The organism is Shewanella livingstonensis, assembly GCF_003855395.1.
Classification (GTDB): Bacteria; Pseudomonadota; Gammaproteobacteria; order Enterobacterales; family Shewanellaceae; genus Shewanella; species Shewanella livingstonensis.
In genome coordinates this window covers 216,010-232,108 of sequence record NZ_CP034015.1, presented here as the reverse complement: position 1 = coordinate 232,108, position 16,099 = coordinate 216,010, and the positions used below count along the sequence as shown (strand labels likewise).

Here is a 16,099-nt window from a genome sequence, read left to right as displayed (position 1 = left end):
TTTAATCTAACTAGGAGGCTGTTGTGAATTTCAACGCTACCCTATTCGGTCAGACGGTTGCCTTTATTCTCTTCGTGTGGTTTTGCATGAAGTTTGTATGGCCTCCGTTGATGAATGCCATCGAAGAACGCCAGAAGAAAATTGCTGATGGTCTGGCTGATGCCGGCCGTGCAGCAAAAGATCTAGAGTTAGCACAAATTAAAGCTACTGAGCAACTAAAAGAAGCAAAAGTAACTGCCAACGAAATTATTGAGCAAGCTAATAAGCGTAAGGCTCAAATCGTTGAAGAAGCTAAAGTTGAAGCACAAACTGAGCGAGCTAAAATTATCGCCCAGGGTCAAGCAGAAATTGAAAACGAACGTAATCGCGTAAAAGATGATTTGCGTAAGCAAGTTGCTCTACTAGCAATCGCTGGTGCAGAGAAAATTCTTGAACGCGTGATAGATCCAGAAGCCCACAGTGACATAGTTAATAAACTTGTTGCTGAAATTTGATTAAGGGAGTTGAGTTATGGCTGAATTAAGCACCATCGCTCGCCCTTACGCAAAGGCAGCTTTTGATTTTGCTGTTGAGCATAAAGCAGTAGAAAGTTGGACAGAAATGTTAACTTTTGCTTCATTGGTAAGTGAAAACGAATCAATAAAGCCACTGCTTAATGGTACTCTCGCGAGTACACAGCTTGCCACACTGTTTATAAAAGTATGCGGTGAGCAAGTCAATGAGCAAGGTCAAAACCTGATAAAGGTAATGGCTGAAAACGGTCGTTTAGGGATACTGTCAACAGTATCGCTACTTTTTGCTGAATACCGTAATGAGTGGGCAAAAGAAGTTGAGGCCGATGTGGTTTCTGCTACTGAGCTAAGCTCTGAGCAACAGCAGCAAATTAGTGTTTCTTTAGAGAAACGTCTCGCACGCAAAGTTAAGCTGAATTGCAGCATCGACGCATCGCTTATTGGCGGTGTAATTATTAAATCAGGCGACCTAGTCATTGATGGCTCGGTAAGCGGTAAGTTATCGCGTTTGTCTGAAAAGCTGCAGTCGTAATTGGGAGTTTGAGCATGCAACTGAATTCCACTGAAATCAGCGATCTGATTAAACAGCGGATCCAGCAGTTCGACGTCGTTAGTGAAGCTCGCAACGAAGGTACAATCGTTGCAGTAAGTGACGGCATCATTCGCATTAACGGCCTAGCCGATGTAATGCAAGGTGAAATGATCGAACTGCCTGGTGGCTGTTTTGCAATCGCGTTGAATTTAGAACGTGATTCTGTCGGCGCCGTAGTAATGGGGCCTTATGCTAATTTAGCAGAAGGCGATAAAGTTAGAACCACTGGTCGTATTCTTGAAGTACCGGTGGGTCGTGGTCTACTTGGCCGCGTTGTTAACACTCTAGGTGAGCCTATTGACGGAAAAGGACCTATCGACAACGATGGTTTCTCTCCTGTTGAAGTGATTGCCCCTGGTGTTATTGAACGTAAGTCAGTATCACAACCAATCCAAACTGGTTATAAAGCCGTTGATGCCATGATCCCTATTGGTCGTGGTCAACGTGAATTGATTATTGGTGACCGTCAGACTGGTAAAACAGCGATGGCAATCGATGCAATTATCAACCAGAAAGATTCAGGCATTAAGTGTGTCTATGTAGCCATCGGTCAGAAAGCTTCGACCATTGCTAACGTAGTACGCAAGCTTGAAGAACATGGTGCATTAGCTAACACTATCGTTGTAGTTGCATCAGCTTCAGAAGCTGCCGCACTGCAATATTTAGCGCCATATTCTGGTTGTTCTATGGGTGAATACTTCCGTGACCGCGGTGAAGATTCTTTAATAGTATATGATGATTTGTCTAAGCAAGCAGTTGCTTATCGTCAAATTTCGTTACTATTGAAGCGTCCACCAGGACGTGAAGCTTACCCAGGTGACGTTTTTTATCTACACTCTCGTTTATTAGAGCGTGCTTCACGCGTAAACGTGAATTATGTAGAAAAGTTCACTAAAGGTGCAGTAACAGGTCAAACTGGTTCGTTAACCGCTTTACCTATTATTGAAACCCAAGCTGGTGATGTGTCAGCGTTCGTACCGACCAACGTAATTTCGATTACCGATGGTCAGATCTTCCTTGAAACAGACTTGTTTAACTCAGGACTTCGTCCAGCCGTTAACCCAGGTATTTCTGTTTCTCGTGTTGGTGGTGCCGCGCAGACTAAAATCATCAAGAAACTGTCAGGCGGTATTCGTACAGCACTTGCACAGTATCGAGAGCTTGCTGCGTTCTCACAGTTTGCGTCTGATTTAGATGATGCAACACGTGCTCAACTTGAGCATGGTGAGCGTGTAACCGAATTAATGAAGCAAAAGCAATATGCTCCTATGAGCGTTGCTGCCCAGTCTGTGTCTATTTTCGCAGCTGAAAAAGGCTACCTTAAAGGTGTTGCTTTAAATGAAATCGGTCGCTTCGAAGCCTCTCTGCTTTCATACATGAACAGTCAACATGCTGACCTAATGAACACCATCAATGCTACTGGCGATTATAACGCTGATATCGAAGGTGAGTTAAAGGCAGGCATGGACAAGTTCATTGAAACCCAAACCTGGTAATAATGAACACGGGGTGTCATTAGGCACCTCAGGTCCCAGATTGGAGAGTAGAGATGGCTAGCGCTAAAGAGATTAAAACCAAGATCGCGAGTGTTAAAAATACTCAGAAGATCACTTCCGCTATGGAAATGGTAGCCGCCAGCAAAATGCGCAAAGCGCAGGAACGCATGGCAGCTAGCCGACCATATGCAGAAAATATGCGTAAGGTGATCGGTCACGTAGCGCAAGGTACTCTCGAGTATAAACACCCCTATTTAGAGGTGAGAGATGCCAAGCGGGTTGGTTACATTGTTGTAGCAACCGACCGTGGCCTTTGTGGTGGTTTGAACGTCAATCTATTTAAAAAGGTTGTGTCAGACGTTAAAAAGTGGAAAGAACAAGGCGCAGATATTGAGTTTTGCCCAATTGGTGCCCGTTCTGTTCAGTTTTTTAAAAGCTTTGGCGGTGAAATATCTGCCCATGCATCAGGTTTAGGCGATGCGCCCAAACTTGTTGATTTGATTGGCACAGTACGTGTCATGTTAAAAGCTTACAACGAAGGTAAACTGGATCGTCTGTACATTGTATTTAACAAGTTTGTTAATACAATGACCCAGACTCCTGTGATCGAACAGCTGCTACCTTTACCTAAATCAGATGAAGAAGTAGCTAGTTATCCTTGGGATTATATTTACGAGCCAGATCCAAAAGAAGTTTTGGATGTATTGTTAACTCGTTATGTAGAGTCTCAAGTATATCAAGGTGTTGTTGAGAATATTGCCTCTGAACAGGCTGCCCGTATGGTAGCAATGAAGGCGGCAACAGATAACGCTGGCGAAATGATCGATGATTTGCAACTCGTCTATAACAAAGCTCGTCAGGGTGCGATTACGCAAGAACTGTCGGAAATTGTGTCAGGCGCTGCAGCGGTTTAGGTTTAGGTAACGAAATCAAGTTTAGAGGATTAATCATGAGCACAGGTACTGTTGTCCAAGTAATTGGCGCGGTTGTGGACGTAGAGTTTCCACAAGATTCTGTACCTCGAGTATATGACGCTCTGAAGATCACAGGTGAAGGCCCATGTAATGGTTTGGTGCTGGAAGTTCAGCAGCAGCTAGGTGGTGGTGTTGTTCGTACCATCGCTATGGGTTCTTCTGATGGTCTGCGTCGTGGTCTAGAGGTAGCAAACTCAGGTTCACCAATTACTGTTCCGGTTGGGGTTGCAACCCTTGGCCGTATTATGAACGTATTGGGCGAGCCTATCGATGAAGCGGGTCCTATCGGTGAAGAAGAACGTTATGTTATTCACCGTGCAGCTCCTTCATACGAAGAGCAGTCAAATTCAACTGAGCTTTTAGAGACGGGTATCAAGGTTATCGACCTTGTTTGTCCTTTCGCTAAAGGTGGTAAAGTCGGTCTGTTCGGTGGTGCTGGTGTTGGTAAAACAGTTAACATGATGGAACTGATTAACAACATCGCTAAAGCTCACTCTGGTCTTTCTGTTTTCGCTGGTGTTGGTGAGCGTACCCGTGAGGGTAACGACTTCTACTACGAGATGGAAGATTCAGGCGTATTAGACAAAGTAGCCATGGTTTATGGTCAGATGAACGAGCCTCCAGGAAACCGTTTACGCGTAGCGTTAACTGGCCTGAGTATCGCTGAAAAGTTCCGTGACGAAGGTCGTGACGTATTGTTGTTCGTGGACAACATTTATCGTTACACTCTAGCCGGTACTGAAGTATCTGCACTATTAGGTCGTATGCCGTCAGCAGTAGGTTATCAGCCAACACTAGCTGAAGAGATGGGTGTTCTTCAAGAACGTATCACTTCAACTAAGTCTGGTTCTATTACTTCTGTACAAGCAGTATATGTACCTGCGGATGACTTAACTGATCCGTCACCAGCCACAACCTTCGCTCACTTAGATGCGACTGTTGTATTGTCTCGTCAAATTGCTTCTTTGGGTATCTACCCAGCGGTTGACCCATTGGATTCGACTTCACGTCAGTTAGATCCACAGGTAGTTGGCCAAGAGCATTATGATGTTGCAAACGGTGTACAAACTGTATTACAGCGTTATAAAGAGCTGAAAGACATTATTGCTATCTTGGGCATGGATGAGTTGTCAGATGATGACAAAACCATGGTATACCGAGCTCGTAAGATTGAGCGTTTCTTATCTCAGCCTTTCTTCGTAGCAGAAGTCTTTACTGGTTCTCCTGGTAAGTACGTTTCTCTTAAAGACACCATTCGTGGCTTTAAGGGTATCTTGGATGGTGAGTTCGATCATATCCCAGAGCAAGCGTTCTACATGGTTGGCTCAATCGATGAAGCTGTCGAGAAAGCTAACAAAAAGAAATAACTAGGCCGTAAAGCTTAGTTCTTTAAGGAGAACTTGATGGCAGCCAAAACAGTCCAACTTGATATTGTTAGTGCAGAAAACAGCATCTACCACGGCCAAGTTAGCTTCTTTGAAGTTAATGGTGCTGAAGGTGAGTTAGGTATTATGCCTAATCATGTTGCGTTACTGACAAAAATCAAGCCTGGTATGGCGCGCTTTATCAAGCAAGATGGCAGTGAAGAAGTGTTGTATCTATCAGGTGGTTTACTGGAAGTACAACCTACTGCAATTTCAGTGCTTGCTGATGTAGCATTACGTGCCGATGATATTGATGAGAAAGCTGCTTTAGAAGCCAAAGAACGTGCAGAGCAAGCAATTGCTAACGCGGGATCTGACTTTAATTATGAAGCTGCAGCAATGGAATTAGCCAAATCTTTGGCTCAATTACGTGTTGTTGAATGCATCAAGAAAAATATCACCAGATAATCTGATTATTTGACGCTTAAAAGGCGACTCTTTATGAGTCGCCTTTTTTATTGACCATTATTGGCTAAGTTGGCGCCTTTATTTTCCCTTTGGTTGATATTCCGCTAAAATGTCGACAAATCTCTATCCGTTCATTAAAGGAATGCTCAATGTCGTTAAATGTTGTGATCTTAGCTGCAGGAAAAGGAACTCGGATGCGCTCAGATTTACCTAAAGTGCTGCATCCTATTGCCCATAAAAGTATGGTGCAACATGTAATAGATACTGCCAATTCATTGGGATCATCTGCTATTCAGTTAGTGTATGGCTATGGCGCAGATAAATTACAAACAGCACTTGGTGAGCAACCATTAAACTGGGTATTACAGGCCGAACAATTGGGTACCGGTCATGCAGTTGCACAGGCAAACCCAAACATTAATGACCACGATACAGTATTAATTCTTTATGGTGACGTGCCGCTTATCCAACAATCGACCCTCGAAGCACTATTGATAGCACGTCCAGTCAATGGGTTAGCTATTTTGACGGTAAACTTACCTAATCCTAGTGGTTATGGCCGTATTGTGCGTGAGCATGGCAGCGTAGTAGGGATTATCGAGCAAAAAGATGCTAATGCCGAACAGCTAAAAATTAACGAAGTGAACACCGGTATTATGGCTGTACCGGGTAAACAATTAAAAGCGTGGTTAAATCGCTTATCAAACAACAATGCTCAAGGCGAATACTACCTTACTGACATCATTGCCATGGCTAAAACTGATGGTGTTGAAATTACCACATCTCAACCGCAATCGGCTATCGAAGTTGAAGGGGCTAATAACCGTGTGCAACTTGCGCAATTAGAACGTGCTTATCAGGCTCGAGCTGCAGAAAAAATGATGCTCGATGGCGCTAACTTACGTGATCCTGCCCGTATTGATATTCGTGGTGATGTTAGCGTAGGTATGGACGTGATGATTGATATCAATGTGATATTTCAAGGTAAAGTCACCTTAGGTAATAACGTGACAATTGGAGCAGGCGCGATTTTGATTGATTGCGACATTGCTGATAATGCAGAAATTAAACCTTATACAATCGTTGAAGGCGCCAAGCTTGGACAAGCCGCCAGTGCCGGACCTTTTGCTCGTTTACGCCCAGGGGCAGAGCTTAAAGAAGATGCCCATATAGGTAACTTTGTTGAAATAAAAAAAACTGTTTTAGGTAAAGGTTCTAAAGCGGGTCATTTAGCTTATTTAGGCGACGCTGTTATTGGTGCAGGGGTAAACATTGGTGCGGGTACTATTACCTGTAACTACGATGGTGCCAATAAGTTTATTACCACCATTGAAGATGGTGTATTTGTTGGCAGCGACACGCAATTGATTGCACCTGTTACCATTGGTAAAAATGCGACATTAGGGGCTGGTTCAACCATAACTAAAGATGTTGCAGAAAATGAACTGGTGATTACACGTGTTAAACAGCGCCACATTGCGGGTTGGCAACGGCCGATTAAAATCAAAAAGTAGATTTTTATACTGACTATTCTAAAGCGACCTTAGGTCGCTTTTTTATTATCTTAAAAATTATGAATATTAAACTGACTAAATAAAATAACAAATAAGAGGTTAATTAAGTTTAAATTAATTTTGGTGTGCAGACCCAATTCTTTGATTTTATATAATTTAGATCTATATCACAGTCAATTGTAAAGATTGAAAAGGAAGTTTAAATAAAAACGCTTCTCATTTATATTACTCTCGTTTGTTGGAGTAGAGGTTTCATTGAGGAGTTGTAAATGGTATTTAAATATTCAGTTATAGGTTTAGCAGTTGGTTCAGTATTAATCACGATGCCGGTAATGGCTGAAGTATCTAGTGATACAAACATAGAACGTATTAATGTTATGGGTCGAACTTTTAACGATTATAAAGTCGGTACAGCATCTGGTGCTATGCGCGGTGATATCGACCTAATGGATACCCCACAATCAGTCAATGTGATCCCCGATTTTGTTACCGATGAACAATTGGCAACTAACCTTGCTGAAGTATTAGTTAATGATTCAAGTGTAACGGCTGGGACTACACGCTGGAACCGCCAAGTTTTCAGTATCCGTGGCTTTGAATTAGATTCTGGTAATGGATATTTAATTAATGGCCACCAGCAGTGGTCTCACTACATACAGCCTATTGAAACCCTGCAACAAGTTGAAGTGCTGAAAGGTCCTTCTAGTATGCTGTACGGCCAATCCGGTCCTGGTGGTTTGGTCAATATGGTCACCAAAAAGCCGACTTATGATTCTATGCTTAAGGTAGGTGTCGACACCGATGGTTACGGATCTACCCGTGCGCAGATTGATGCTGGAGGCAGCTTAAATGACGCTCAAAGTATTCGCTATCGCGGCGTGTTAGTTAAGCAAGATACACAATACTGGCGCGAGTATTCTACCACCGAAGAAAATCAAGAGCGCGACCGTTGGTTAGGCTATCTTAATATGGAATTTGATTTAACTGATGATGTATTGTTGTCGGTTAAATACGATCATACCCAAGATAAGGCCGGTATTGATGCTGGTGGTTGGTTAGATGCTCAAGGTGATATTATTGGTAATAATAAAACCGTTTGGGATGCGCCCTGGGCTTTTACTGACAATACCGTTTCTAACTTAGGTGCTGATTTGACCTGGCACATTAGTGATGAGTGGAAAGTAAAAGGGGGATATAACGAACAACAATTTAATCGTCAACGTTTCGACTCTGCACCTCAATATACTACGGATCCTTTTAGCAATGGTTACAGCATAAAACCATTTGATCGCTATGACGACTGGCAGCATAAAACCGCTTATATCGATTTTACTGGCGAGTCTGACTTTGCAGGCATTCAACATCAGTTATTGATCGGTGCAAACTATCTAGATTATTTCTATCAACAACAGATCCAGCGTGGAACAAGCCAAACCGTTATTCCTGGGCAGTCAGTTATTAAGCCTGATCTTGATTATCACCAAAGTAGCAAAGGCGATCCCAGCGAATACAAATATTATGGTTTCTATTTACAAGATTTAATGACGGTAAACCAACAGTGGAAGTTGCTGGCTGGGGTGCGTTATGACGAGCAAAAGAAAGACGGTTTAGGTCAGAACAGTTATGCGGTATCGCCTAAGTTTGGGGCTATTTATTCACCAATGGAAAACGGCAGTATTTACGTTAACTATTCAAAAAGTTTTACTCCGCAAGGTGCTGTTAATAATCAATTTGACGTTAACGATGAACTGGATTTAAAACCTGAGTATGGCATTCAGTACGAAGTGGGTACTAAATGGGAACTGTTTAACGATAGCTTATTACTCACCGCTGCTGCTTTTGATATCACTGTTGAAAATATTACTATCTCTGAGACATTACCGACTCCAATAGATTCTTATACCGATATCACCACCCAAGGTGGTGAGCAGAAACATCGTGGATTTGAAGTGGGTGCTCAAGGTCAGTTAAGTGATAATTGGTTCATGACATCTTCAATGATGTACTTAGATGCTGAATATCACACTGGTGATGAACGTGAAGGTAAAACACCTATTGATGCACCGGAATGGTCAGCTAATATCTGGACTCGCTATGAAATGACCGAAGATTTTGCAATGAATTTTGGTGCTATCTATGTTGGTGAGCGTTTTGCTAATACCGATAACAGTATTAGCAAAGACGATTATGTCCGCTTTGATATTGGTGCTGCTTATACTATGAATATTATGGGGAAAGACGTCAGCGTGCGTGCCAATGTCAGAAATCTATTCGATACTGATTATATTGAAGGTGGTCAGTATAATATGGTTACCATTGGCCAAGACCGTAATTTCAGTGTTGCCGTAGAAGCTAAGTTTTAATAATAAATAAGATTTTATCCACTCGAAGACATTTTCATTTATTATTATCAAAAGCCTCTGCTTAGTGTAGAGGCTTTTTTTGTGCTTTTATTTCAAATTTTGCTGATAAGATCTAGATAAAGTTTCATTTGATGCTAAAATATCTTTCGCTTCGAAACTTATGTGAAAGATAGTTAATTTTAATGACGAAACGTAACACCCAACAACGTCGCCATTCGATCATTAAATTAGTTAATGAACAAGGCGAAGTCAGTGTCGATGAACTGGCGAATCTATTTGCCACTTCTGAAGTGACTATTCGTAAAGATTTAGCCATGCTCGAAACCCATGGACTATTGTTGCGACGTTACGGCGGTGCTGTGCCTGTGCCACAAGAAATGACCCAAATAGCTAGCGAAAACCTATCATTAAATAAACAAGCTATTGCCGCTAAAGCCGCTGAGCTGATCCGCGACCATAACCGGATTATTATTGACAGTGGAAGCACTACATCCGGTATTGTTCAGCAACTCAATGACAAACGTGGTTTGGTGGTGATGACTAACTCATTGCAGTTGGCCAATGCCATCCATGAACTTGAAAACGAACCGACATTATTGATGACCGGTGGAACTTGGGATCCTCATTCAGAGTCTTTTCAAGGTCAAGTAGCAGAGCAAGTATTACGCTCATATAACTTCGACCAACTGTTTATCGGTGCCGACGGTATCGATCTTAATCGCGGTACAACCACGTTTAACGAGCTAACCGGCTTAAGTAAAGTGATGGCAGAAATGTCGCGTGAAGTGGTAGTACTTTTAGAATCGACCAAAATTGGTCGACGTATCCCTAATCTAGAACTGCCGTGGGATGTGGTTAATGTATTGGTTACCGATGACAATATCACTAAAGATGCTGTCGACATTATTTCAGCGCATGGCGTTAGAGTGATACTCGCGCCGTATGCTAACTAAATTAAATTGAAACAATAAAGGAAATTATCATGTGTGGAATAGTAGGCGCCGTGGCGCAAAGGGATGTTGCAGAAATTTTAGTTGAAGGTTTACGCCGTCTTGAATACCGTGGCTATGACTCAGCAGGTATTGCTGTAATCAATAATGGTGAATTAAGCCGTACTCGCCGCGTGGGTAAAGTACAAGAATTATCATCAGCGCTTGACGCAACACCATTAAGTGGCGGCACCGGTATTGCTCATACTCGTTGGGCCACACATGGTGAACCCACTGAGCGCAATGCACACCCACATTTGTCTGAAGGCGATATTGCAGTTGTACACAACGGTATTATTGAAAATCACAACAAATTGCGTGAAAGATTAAAAGATTTAGGTTATGTGTTTTCATCTGATACCGACACCGAAGTTATTTGTCACCTTGTTCACCATGAATTAAAAACAGCCACTAACTTATTAATGGCAGTACAAGCAACCGTTAAGCAGCTTGAAGGTGCCTATGGCACAGTGGTTATTGACCGTCGTGATAGCGAGCGCATGGTTGTTGCCCGAAGCGGTAGCCCATTAGTCATTGGTTATGGCCTGGGTGAAAACTTTGTTGCCTCAGATCAATTAGCATTGCTACCTGTAACGCGTTCATTTGCCTTTTTAGAAGAAGGCGATGTAGCAGAAATTACACGCCGCGACGTTAACATTTTTGACGTGAATGGCAATGCCGTTCAGCGTGAAATAAAAGAGTCGGAAGTGACTCATGATGCGGGTGACAAAGGTGAATATCGTCACTACATGCTTAAAGAAATTTACGAGCAACCTACTGCTATTGCGCACACGTTAGAAGGTCGTATTGCGGGTGGTAAAGTATTAGATTCTGCTTTTGGTGAAAATGCTGCTGAATTTTTAAAAGACATTAAACACGTGCAAATTATTGCCTGTGGTACCAGTTATCATGCCGGTATGGCTGCGCGTTACTGGCTAGAAGATTGGGCTGGCGTATCATGTAACGTTGAAATTGCATCTGAGTTCCGTTACCGCAAGTCGCACTTATTCCCAAATAGCTTATTAGTGACTATTTCACAATCGGGTGAAACAGCGGATACCTTAGCGGCTATGCGTTTAGCAAAAGAGATGGGCTACAAAGCCACCTTAACCATCTGTAACTCAGCAGGTTCATCATTAGTACGTGAATCTGACATGGCGTATATGATGAAAGCTGGCGTAGAAATTGGCGTAGCATCAACTAAAGCCTTTACTGTACAACTTGCTGGCTTGTTAATGTTAACAACAGTTATTGGTCGTCATAATGGCATGTCTAGCGACATGGAAGCCGCTATTACTCAAAGCTTGTTATCAATGCCAGCTAAAGTGGAACAAGCGCTTGGCTTAAATGATGCAATTGCAGAATTAGCAGAAGACTTTGCCGATAAGCAACATGCACTATTCTTAGGCCGTGGTGATCAATATCCAATCGCAATGGAAGGTGCATTAAAGCTAAAAGAGATTTCGTACATTCACGCAGAAGCTTATGCTTCTGGTGAGCTAAAGCACGGTCCATTAGCCTTGATTGATGCCGATATGCCCGTTATCGTGGTTGCGCCAAATAATGAATTACTCGAAAAGCTTAAATCGAACGTTGAAGAAGTACGTGCTCGCGGCGGATTAATGTATGTGTTTGCCGATGTTGATGCTGAGTTTGAATCAGACGACACCATGAAAGTTATCCAAGTTCCACATTGTGATCAGTTCATGGCACCGTTAATTTATACCATCCCATTACAATTATTGTCATATCATGTGGCATTAATTAAAGGTACCGATGTAGACCAACCTCGGAACTTGGCTAAATCAGTTACAGTTGAGTAAGCTTTTGATTTAAATGTAATTTTAATGAAAAACGGTTTCTTAGGAAGCCGTTTTTTATTGGATATAACACTATTATAGTGAGCTGATTTACCATTAATATTTTTGCTGCACCTGTCTATTTCGATAGGGACATCTTATTCCCGATAAATATTATCGTCGCAGCAGTTTAAAATGGGGTTGAGCTAATTAAAGGTGCTGTTGGAGTCGTTGAAGGCTATTGAGGATTGTTTAAATATGGTGATTAAGCTGTCTTGGCAGTTAGTTACTTCGCAAGCAAGATATTATCAAAGCATTGATTAGTTACTATTGTGCACTGGCTTAAATCGTTCGGCACAAAAAATTGGGAGCATGGAGTGTATCCAATGCCCCCGACGGTACATTAATTGCTTATCAATTACTTAGGTAGTAGCACAGTGTCAATCACGTGGATTACACCATTGCTTGCGTTAACATCTGCCATGATAACTTTTGCATTGTTTACCATCACATTACCGTCTTTTACTTCAATGGTAATTGTTTGTCCTTCAACTGTCGTTGCGCTATCTAGCTTAACTACATCTGCAGCTAACACTTTGCCAGCCACAACATGATAAGTTAATACCGCAACAAGCTTATCTTTGTTTTCTGGTTTTAGTAGCATTTCGATAGTGCCTTCAGGCAACTTTGCAAATGCATCATCTGTTGGTGCGAATACCGTAAATGGACCTTTGCCTTTCAGCGTTTCAACAAGCCCTGCTGCTTTAACTGCAGCAACGAGAGTGGTAAACGAGCCATTTTCAGCCGCTACGTCAACAATGTCTTTTTTCATACCATGATGTTCGGCATAAGAAACAGATGAGAACGCTAAACTAGCCACTATGAGAGTCAGTATCGTAGATATTTTCTTTAACATTTTATCTTCCTTTTAGGTGTGTACCACTTTGAGTTCAGCATTAGTTACGCAGCAGTTAATCAACTAGATCAATTTTGTTTCAATGAGCTTGTGAGGTGACGTTGTGTACACTTTGAGGGTAAAAAATCACTAAAATAAGTTTAATTGCATAAATCTGACAGGAAGAGATAGTGATATTTAGCATAGATATTTTTATAGCTTGAAAGCTTGGATTATTCGATGTCGATAAAAATGAAACTCGGCATCCGATAGGGTTATTATTCAAGCATTTTATTAACGATTTACATGACTATTTCTTTGGTTAGTTCAGCATATACCTCATTAAAAGTAAGTGGTTAAGTATTGAAAATTTCAGCTGGCTTATAAGTATAGTTTTTGCCTGTTTTGCCTGTTTTGCCTGTGGCTCTTCTCGTTTATGTATTTTTATACTTAATGTCGTTTACTTTTTATCTAGAATTTAAGTCGCTTGGCATATTTATAGAGTACCTTGATTGTTAGGGTTTTAAGGGCTCTTAGCTGAGTGAGTGTGCTATCTTTACTTTCTTGGGTTACATTAAGCAAAAAAGGGAACAGATACTGTTCCCTTTTTTGATGCAGTGAGTGTCTAGCTATTACCAAACACGAGCAACCAGCCCTTTAAGGTAATAACCTTCAGGGAATGCGCTGCTAATCGGGTGGTCGCTAGCTTGATGCATACGCTCAATAAACTGCACTTCACGTTTGGCATCTAATGCGGCGTCTGCAACCACTTTTTGAAATAAGTCTGACTGCATTAAACCTGAACATGAAAAGGTTAACAGTATTCCACCAGGATTAAGTAACTGCATGGCAATCATATTGATGTCTTTATAACCCCGGCACGCGCCATCAAGTTGTGCCTTATTGTCGGCAAACTTAGGCGGATCTAATACGATAACATCGAAGGTTTTACCTTCATCTCTATATAGGCGTAGCAATTTAAAAACGTCAGCTTCTAGGTAGTTTACGTTGTCATCATTTAGATGATTAATTGCCATATTATCGCGGGCTGTTTGCAGTGCTAGTGATGATACATCGACGTTTTCAATACTCGTCGCTCCAGCTTTTGCGGCATATAAACCAAAGGTGCCAGTGTAACAAAAACAGTTAAGTACCGATTTACCTTTAACAAAACGAGCAGCCATAGCGCGGTTGTCACGTTGATCTAGGTAAAAGCCTGTTTTATGGCCTTTAATTACATCAACAGCAATCTTGATACCGTTTTCTTCAATGATAACAGGCATTGGCGGCAATTCACCGTGCAGTAGCCCTACCACAGGAACCAAACCTTCTTTCTTTCTCGAGTCTACGTCAGAGCGCTCGTAAACTGCGCAATCGGGATATTGAATCACCAACTGCTCTACTATAGTGTCGCGCCACTTTTCAGCGCCAGTGCTTAACAGTTGGCAAACCAATACGTTGGCATAGCGGTCTATGGTGATACCCGGTAAACCGTCCGATTCAGCGGCGATTAAGCGATAGCCGGTTAAGCCTTGTTCGCGGATCAGATCATCACGACCCGCTTGGGCTCTTTTTATGCGTCTGGCAAAGAAGTCGGCATCAATTGCTTCTTCTTTATCGAAGGTCCATATACGCACTTGGATTTGAGATTCTGGCGACCAGGCCCCGCGTCCTAGCCAGCGACCATCATGACCGACGACATCTACTGTGTCTCCGGGCTGTGGTTTTCCGCCATTGACGTTGTGAATACCGTTGGAAAATATCCAAGGGTGGCGTCGCTCTAATGAGCGTTCGCGGCCAGGTTTAAGTTTAATTCTGATAGCCATGGTACTGCCTAATATAAAGTATAAATAAAGAGATAATTACGCTGCGCCCGATAAAGACTGAGTATAGGCCTTGTTCTGGCTTATAAGAGATCATCTAAGCTATACGGCTCAATTTTTGAGGCTTATAAAGTTTAGGGCGACAATGGGGGGATCATAGCGTGTTTTGAGCCTAAAAACCTGACAAATAATAACATAGCGCCATTCGCATTAAGTTACTTACCCCGTTTATTGTTATTTACATTATGGTTTATCGCTGATGTTTTTATTAAAGGCGTATAGCGGCTCAGTCGTACGATAAATAGTTGGTGCTTGTGCTATCAAATGGATCTTCACTATCAGTGATGCTGGTTTCGATATGTTAGCTTGAGAGCGTTAAGCTAAAAAGTGGAATATGTTTAGTTAATGTCGTTTATTTAGAAACATCTTGGAAGGTACATATAGGCTAAACCTATTTAATAGGGGTTAGCCTTGCAAAGGTGTTAGGTTATGATTTTAAATTTGTTTTTTATAACTTAAATAACAATTGCTTAGTTTGTATTTTGCGATTAAGTCGCGGCGCTATCACGTGAGAAAAGCAGAATATAGCCTTTAAATGGTAGTGTTAAATAGTCGGTGTGTATGGGTTTTATATGGCTACTGGTAAACCCAAATTCGGCTAATTTTACACTAAGCTTATTTTTGCGACCGCGGCCTGGGTCGACAATGATAACGTCACATTTTTCGCTGGCATGATTTTTAATAAAATATGCCAATAGCTCCACATGTTCATCTTCATAGAGTAAATCGCTGCCGATGATAACGTCAAAAAGTCCCAGCTTACTAGTGTCATTCGCCCAGTCTACTCGCTCAAAAGTGATGCTTTTACCGTTGTTTAACTGTGTGTTTCTATTAAGGAATTGTTCAACTTCTGGGTGGTAGTCGGTTGCAGTAATATCGGCATTTTTTTCATTGAGTAATAAGCTTGATAGTGCTATTCCACAACCTATTTCCAGAATCCTTTTACCTTCAATTTGGTAATCCAACATATAATTAGCCAGTACTAAACTTGATGGCCAAACAATACCAAAAATTGGCCAGCTCGCAGAGGATATACCGAGTTTTTCGGCAATACCGGTAGGATCATAAAATTCTTGATTGTTGCGTAAAGTACATAGATGAATATCAATTTTACCAAACTCAACGGTTTGGTAGCATAATCGTAGGGCTGTCATTGGGCCGTCTCAAAATTGAGCGCTCTGCCAGCTATTGATAACAAATAAATGACGAAACGAGGGGGAGTTTAGCCAGATTATAGTAGTTTGCTATAA

13 protein-coding genes are annotated in these 16,099 nt (G+C 41.8%); 10 read left to right on the top strand and 3 right to left on the bottom strand.

Annotated elements, in window-relative coordinates; genetic code table 11:
• Positions 1-23: 23 nt before the first annotated feature.
• The 10 genes from atpF (at position 24) to glmS (ending at position 12,095) form a co-directional block, all read left to right on the top strand.
• The gene (gene atpF, locus EGC82_RS01030) at positions 24-494 is read left to right on the top strand and encodes a F0F1 ATP synthase subunit B (RefSeq protein ID WP_101087350.1); all 471 of its coding nucleotides are present in this window, start codon (positions 24-26) and stop codon (positions 492-494) included.
• A 16-nt stretch (positions 495-510) separates the two neighbouring features.
• Positions 511-1,044, top strand: coding sequence for a F0F1 ATP synthase subunit delta (gene atpH / locus EGC82_RS01025; protein ID WP_011639453.1), 534 nt, complete (start codon positions 511-513; stop codon positions 1,042-1,044).
• Positions 1,045-1,058: 14 nt separating this feature from the next.
• Positions 1,059-2,600, top strand: coding sequence for a F0F1 ATP synthase subunit alpha (atpA, locus tag EGC82_RS01020; protein WP_124729121.1), 1,542 nt, complete (start codon positions 1,059-1,061; stop codon positions 2,598-2,600).
• Positions 2,601-2,653: 53 nt separating this feature from the next.
• Positions 2,654-3,514, top strand: coding sequence for a F0F1 ATP synthase subunit gamma (atpG, locus tag EGC82_RS01015; RefSeq protein ID WP_124729120.1), 861 nt, complete (start codon positions 2,654-2,656; stop codon positions 3,512-3,514).
• Between the two features lie 35 nt (positions 3,515-3,549).
• Positions 3,550-4,941, top strand: coding sequence for a F0F1 ATP synthase subunit beta (gene atpD, locus EGC82_RS01010; protein ID WP_124729119.1), 1,392 nt, complete (start codon positions 3,550-3,552; stop codon positions 4,939-4,941).
• A gap of 36 nt (positions 4,942-4,977) precedes the next feature.
• Positions 4,978-5,406, top strand: coding sequence for a F0F1 ATP synthase subunit epsilon (locus EGC82_RS01005; RefSeq protein WP_124729118.1), 429 nt, complete (start codon positions 4,978-4,980; stop codon positions 5,404-5,406).
• A 149-nt stretch (positions 5,407-5,555) separates the two neighbouring features.
• The gene (gene glmU, locus EGC82_RS01000; protein ID WP_124729117.1) at positions 5,556-6,920 is read left to right on the top strand and encodes a bifunctional UDP-N-acetylglucosamine diphosphorylase/glucosamine-1-phosphate N-acetyltransferase GlmU; all 1,365 of its coding nucleotides are present in this window, start codon (positions 5,556-5,558) and stop codon (positions 6,918-6,920) included.
• 269 nt (positions 6,921-7,189) lie between these two features.
• Positions 7,190-9,283 carry a TonB-dependent receptor gene (locus EGC82_RS00995; protein WP_124729116.1) on the top strand — a complete coding sequence of 698 codons (2,094 nt, stop codon included), beginning with the start codon at positions 7,190-7,192 and terminating at the stop codon, positions 9,281-9,283.
• A gap of 182 nt (positions 9,284-9,465) precedes the next feature.
• Positions 9,466-10,236, top strand: a complete 771-nt coding sequence (locus EGC82_RS00990; RefSeq protein WP_124729115.1) for a DeoR/GlpR family DNA-binding transcription regulator — start codon at positions 9,466-9,468, stop codon at positions 10,234-10,236.
• A gap of 29 nt (positions 10,237-10,265) precedes the next feature.
• Entirely contained in the window at positions 10,266-12,095 is a 1,830-nt protein-coding gene (gene glmS / locus EGC82_RS00985) for a glutamine--fructose-6-phosphate transaminase (isomerizing) (RefSeq protein WP_124729114.1), read from the top strand.
• A gap of 394 nt (positions 12,096-12,489) precedes the next feature.
• On the opposite strand, the gene EGC82_RS00980 is transcribed toward glmS, so the two are convergent.
• The 3 genes from EGC82_RS00980 to EGC82_RS00970 form a co-directional block, all read right to left on the bottom strand.
• Positions 12,490-12,987, bottom strand: coding sequence for a fasciclin domain-containing protein (locus EGC82_RS00980; protein ID WP_124729113.1), 498 nt, complete (start codon positions 12,985-12,987; stop codon positions 12,490-12,492).
• A 611-nt stretch (positions 12,988-13,598) separates the two neighbouring features.
• A complete protein-coding gene (locus EGC82_RS00975) occupies positions 13,599-14,792 on the bottom strand; it encodes a class I SAM-dependent rRNA methyltransferase (protein ID WP_124729112.1) in 1,194 nt (397 codons plus the stop codon).
• 545 nt (positions 14,793-15,337) lie between these two features.
• Positions 15,338-16,003 carry a class I SAM-dependent methyltransferase gene (locus tag EGC82_RS00970; RefSeq protein WP_124729111.1) on the bottom strand — a complete coding sequence of 222 codons (666 nt, stop codon included), beginning with the start codon at positions 16,001-16,003 and terminating at the stop codon, positions 15,338-15,340.
• Between the last annotated feature and the right edge of the window lie 96 nt (positions 16,004-16,099).

What these genes read in the sequence shown, in the direction of transcription:
- EGC82_RS01005 (WP_124729118.1), top strand. Translation starts at nt 4,978, where the DNA reads ATGGCAGCCAAAACAGTCCAACTTGATATTGTTAGTGCAGAAAACAGC.
- EGC82_RS00995 (WP_124729116.1), top strand. Translation starts at nt 7,190, where the DNA reads ATGGTATTTAAATATTCAGTTATAGGTTTAGCAGTTGGTTCAGTATTA.
- atpG (WP_124729120.1), top strand. Translation starts at nt 2,654, where the DNA reads ATGGCTAGCGCTAAAGAGATTAAAACCAAGATCGCGAGTGTTAAAAAT.
- glmU (WP_124729117.1), top strand. Translation starts at nt 5,556, where the DNA reads ATGTCGTTAAATGTTGTGATCTTAGCTGCAGGAAAAGGAACTCGGATG.
- EGC82_RS00980 (WP_124729113.1), bottom strand. Translation starts at nt 12,987, where the DNA reads ATGTTAAAGAAAATATCTACGATACTGACTCTCATAGTGGCTAGTTTA.
- EGC82_RS00975 (WP_124729112.1), bottom strand. Translation starts at nt 14,792, where the DNA reads ATGGCTATCAGAATTAAACTTAAACCTGGCCGCGAACGCTCATTAGAG.
- glmS (WP_124729114.1), top strand. Translation starts at nt 10,266, where the DNA reads ATGTGTGGAATAGTAGGCGCCGTGGCGCAAAGGGATGTTGCAGAAATT.
- atpA (WP_124729121.1), top strand. Translation starts at nt 1,059, where the DNA reads ATGCAACTGAATTCCACTGAAATCAGCGATCTGATTAAACAGCGGATC.
- EGC82_RS00990 (WP_124729115.1), top strand. Translation starts at nt 9,466, where the DNA reads ATGACGAAACGTAACACCCAACAACGTCGCCATTCGATCATTAAATTA.
- atpH (WP_011639453.1), top strand. Translation starts at nt 511, where the DNA reads ATGGCTGAATTAAGCACCATCGCTCGCCCTTACGCAAAGGCAGCTTTT.
- EGC82_RS00970 (WP_124729111.1), bottom strand. Translation starts at nt 16,003, where the DNA reads ATGACAGCCCTACGATTATGCTACCAAACCGTTGAGTTTGGTAAAATT.
- atpD (WP_124729119.1), top strand. Translation starts at nt 3,550, where the DNA reads ATGAGCACAGGTACTGTTGTCCAAGTAATTGGCGCGGTTGTGGACGTA.